3 protein-coding genes and 1 pseudogene are annotated in these 4,311 nt (G+C 77.2%); all 4 read left to right on the top strand.

Annotation, left to right across the window (positions count from 1 at the left end):
• Window positions 1-337: hypothetical protein (locus ACLQ24_RS06365; protein WP_425889578.1), on the top strand; the 337-nt coding region annotated here is incomplete at its 5' end.
• 244 nt (window positions 338-581) lie between these two features.
• Window positions 582-797, top strand: a complete 216-nt coding sequence (locus tag ACLQ24_RS06370; protein WP_425889580.1) for a hypothetical protein — start codon at window positions 582-584, stop codon at window positions 795-797.
• 75 nt (window positions 798-872) lie between these two features.
• Window positions 873-2,456, top strand: coding sequence for a replication-associated recombination protein A (locus ACLQ24_RS06375; RefSeq protein WP_425889582.1), 1,584 nt, complete (start codon window positions 873-875; stop codon window positions 2,454-2,456).
• Window positions 2,453-4,311 (top strand): annotated as a pseudogene (locus tag ACLQ24_RS06380) (hypothetical protein); the annotation flags it as partial. The gene ACLQ24_RS06375 and the pseudogene ACLQ24_RS06380, both read left to right, overlap by 4 nt.

Below are 4,311 nucleotides of genomic sequence, written 5' to 3' on the forward strand. Positions count from 1 at the left end.
CTGCGTGCCCCGCGCCTGCGTGCCCCGCGCCTGCGGGCCCCGCGCCTGCGTGCCCCGCGCCTGCGAGCCCCGCGCCTGCGTGCCCCGCGCCTGCGTGCCCCGCGCCTGCGTGCCCCGCGCCTGCGTGCCCCGCGCCTGCGTGCCCCGCGCCTGCGTGCCCCGCGCCTGCGTGCCCCGCGCCTGCGTGCCCCGCGCCTGCGTGCCCCGCGCCTGCGTGCCCCGCGCCTCCGCGCCCCGCGCCTCCGCGTCTGCGCGCCTGCATCGTCACAACTTCGGGGATGTTGCTGCCTCAGCCACGTCGGAGACAGCAACATCCCCGGAGTTGCGCGGATCGTGATGGCGGGGCCGGGCCGGCGTCCTCGTACGCCGCAAGATCACGCTCGATCCTGGATCTGAGTGGCCTCATGGACGAGCCGACACCACTGCGTCCTGGATCCAGCGCGATCTCGCGGGCGGCCCAGCCTGCGGACGTGACGGCGCGGGCTGGGCCGCCCGTACCCGGTCCACGGTGGAGATTGACGAGTCGACCGATTGGGTACATCACGCGCCGACCCACTGGGAACCCCCACCGGAGGACCGACATGCTCGCCATTCTCGCGGCCATCGTCTTTGGCTTCGCCTTGCTGCTCGACCTGCTCGACACTGACTTCGGCGCGCCCAACCTGTTCAACTGGAACACCCTCGTGCTCATCGGCCTCTTCCTGCTCTCGCTCTACCTGGGCGGCGTCGGCAGCGGCCCTCGCGGCGGCGGTGGCGGCGGCCGCTGGTACCGGGGTCGCCGTCCCGGTCGTGGCTGACCGAGACCGATCAGCGGTGGCCCGGCCCGCAGCGCGATTCCGGCTTCGCGGGTCGGGCCCGGTACTGTCTTCGTGATGGAGTCCGACGCTCTCTTCTCCCTCGGTGCCCCCACCGGGTCGCGCGGCGCGCCCGAGGGTCCCGCCGGTGTCGACGGCTTCACTCCGGTAGCGGACGATTCGCCCCTTCCTGTCCGCATGCGGCCCGCGAGTCTGGACGAGTTGATCGGGCAGGACCACCTGCTCGCCCCCGGCGCGCCGCTGCGGCAACTGGTCTCCGGCGGCGCCCCGATGTCGGTCATCCTCTGGGGACCGCCGGGAAGCGGCAAGACCACCATCGCGCACCTGGTGGCCGGTGCCACCGACCGCCGCTTCGTCGCCATGTCGGCGCTGTCCGCCGGCGTCAAGGACGTCCGCGCGGTGATCGAGACGGCCCGCCGCCAGCGCCGTTCGGGCGGTCCGCAGACGGTGCTGTTCATCGACGAGGTGCACCGGTTCAGCAAGACCCAGCAGGATTCGCTGCTCGCCGCCGTCGAGGACCGCACGGTCACGCTGCTCGCCGCGACCACCGAGAATCCGTACTTCTCGGTCATCTCACCTCTGCTCTCGCGGTGCGTGCTACTCACCCTGCAACCGCTCGACGACGACGCCGTACGCGGCCTGCTGCGCCGCGCCGTCGCCGACGAGCGCGGCCTCGGCGGCACGCTCACCCTGGCCTCCGACGCCGAGGACCACCTCGTCCGGCTCGCCTCCGGTGACGTCCGCAAGGCGCTGACGGCGCTGGAGGCGGCTGCGGCCTCCGCCTCGGCCCTCGGTACCGGGCGCATCGACCTGGCCACCGCCGAGCAGGCGGTCGATGTGGCGGCGGTGCGCTACGACCGCGACGGCGACGCCCACTACGACGTGGTCAGCGCGTTCATCAAGAGCATGCGCGGATCGGACGTCGACGCCGCGGTGCACTGGCTGGCCCGGATGCTGGTCGCCGGTGAGGACGCCCGGTTCATCGCTCGACGGCTGGTGATCTTCGCCAGCGAGGACGTGGGCATGGCCGACCCCACCGCGCTGAGCGTGGCCACCGCCGCCGCGCACGCGGTGGAGTACGTGGGCCTGCCCGAGGTGCAGCTCAACCTGGCCCAGGCCGTGATCCACCTGGCCACCGCGCCGAAGTCGAACTCGGCCACCACCGCGATCGGCGCCGCCATCGCCGATGTACGGGCCGGTCGGGGTGGTCCGGTGCCCCGGGGTCTGCGCGACGCGCACTACGCCGGTGCCCGCGGGCTGGGCCACGGCACCGGATACCGCTACCCGCACGATGACCAGCGTGGCGTCGTCACCCAGCAGTACGTCCCGGACGACCTGGTGGGCGTCGACTACTACCAGCCCGGCCCACACGGGGCGGAACGGTCCGTGGCGACGCGGCTGCCGTTGCTGCGCCGGATCGTACGCGGGCTGCCGGCCCCACCGGCCCGCCCGGAAGCCCCGGCCGCCGCGTCACCCGCGGCAACCGCCGGACCCGGGTCATCCGACACCGCCGGATCACCGGTAACGCCGCAGCGCGCTCCGGCGCTTGTCGGTCGGAACGGCCGGGCGGCCACAGGTGTGGACGGTCCCGGCACGACGCAGGACGACGGCACGAACGCCGCAGGAGAGGGTCAACAGTGAGATCGCGTGGTGCGGACCGCCCCGACGAGGGCCCGGACGAGCGGCGTGATCCCCGCGCCAAGGGCCGCCGCTGGGGCCGAGGTCGAGCCGAGGCCGAGCCGGAGGAGCCGGTGGCCGGCGAGGAGTTCGGCTGGATCGACGACCTGCGCTCGGCCAAGCAGCAACGTGGCGAGTTGGGCCCGGACGGCGTCCCCGTCGAGCCCGTGCCCCCGCGTGCCGGTGTGCCGGCGCCGCCGGACGCCCCGCCCGGCCCACGCCGCCCCGACGCCGAGACCGCCGGGGCGCGCCGCCCGGTCGACGGACCCTGGCCGGGCGAGGCGCCCCCGCCCGGTCGTCGACCGGACGCCCGCCCGCCCGTCGACCGGACGCCTGCCGAGCGTCCGCGTGACGCCGGGCCGACCGGGGTCCCCGACCAGCCGGCGCCGCGCGGCACACAGCCGGTTCCCGGCGTCGGGCCGGACCCCGCCGCGCCGCCCCGCACACCGCCGGGCACCCGCCCGGGCGGCCGCGACCCGGCGAACCCCACCGGCTCCCGCCCGGCCACCGGCGCTCCCGCTGGCCCGGCGCGACAGCGTCCGACCGTGGGCCCGTCCGGCCCGCCCCTGGGGTCACCGGCCGGGGGCGCTCCGACCGGCCCCCGTCCGGAGGTTCCCGCGCCGACGGGCCGGGCGGAGGCCGTTCTGCCGCTGCGCCGGCCGGACGCCGTACCGCCGGGTCGTCGACCCACGCCCGATTCGAGCGAGGGCGGCCGGCCGCGCGGCGGTGACGGACTGCCCCCGGTCCGGCGTACGGCCGAACCTGCCGCCGGCGGCGCTGCCCGCTTCGACGGGCCTGCGCCCGGCGTTGCCGCGCAGGTCGCCGACGATCTGCGACCCGACCCCGCGATCGCCCGTGACCCGCGTACGGCCCGGCATCGTCCCGGGCCCGTCGACCCGGGGGCACCGGAGCCGGTCCGCCCCGCCGGGGGCGGTCACCGCCGCGCCGTCGAACCGGACGAGCCGACGGTGCCCCGCTCGGGCAACGCTCCACCGCTGCCCGACGCGTCGCCCACCGGCGCTGTCGCCACCGGCGGCACGGCCACCGACGGCACCGGTCGCCGTCGGGCGATCCCCGACGAGCAGGAACGACGCACGCCGACCGGCGGTGAGTCGCAGCCGGACCTGCAGGACCGTCCGGAGCGACCGGCCGACTGGCTGCGCCAGGCCGGCCGGCTGCCGCACACCGACCCCGGCCTGCCAGTCGTCAACCGCCGAGGGAACGGCACTCCGGCCGAGCGGCCCGTCGGCCGCCGTACCGCCCCGCCGCCCGCCGGTGACCTGAACGACCGCTCCGGTGGTCCACTCGCCGTACCCGATCCAGCCGCGGAGCGTGCCACCGGACGCCGGGCCGCCGGGCCGCCCGCCGACCCGGGCGCGGACGCGCCCACCGGACGCCGGGCCGCCCGCGCTCCGGAATCCACCGGCGAGCACCCGACCGGTTCCGTGTCGCAGCCGTCGGTCACGGGTGAGCGCGCCGTCCGCCGCCGGGATGCCCCGGGGGCCGCTCCGGACCCGATCAACCGACGCCGCCGCCCGTCGGCCGAGCCCGCTTCCGAGGGCCGGCCCGGACCGGCGGGTGAGCGCGGTGACGACCCGTACGCCGGGCCGCCCGGTGGCGGCCGACCCGCGCCGGGGCCGTCCGTGCGGGGCGCCCGTTCCGCCCCACCCGGCGGTCGGGCCCGGCTCGCGCCCGGCGACGCGCCGGTCTCCGATGCCGGCCGCAGTGGGCCTGACGGTTCACCCCGACCCGGCGCCGCCAACACCGACGGTCCGGCCCGCGCGGCGGTGCCGCCGGGTGCCGGTCCGGATGGTCCGTC

The organism is Micromonospora sp. DT4, assembly GCF_049841675.1.
GTDB lineage: Bacteria > Actinomycetota > Actinomycetes > Mycobacteriales > Micromonosporaceae > Micromonospora.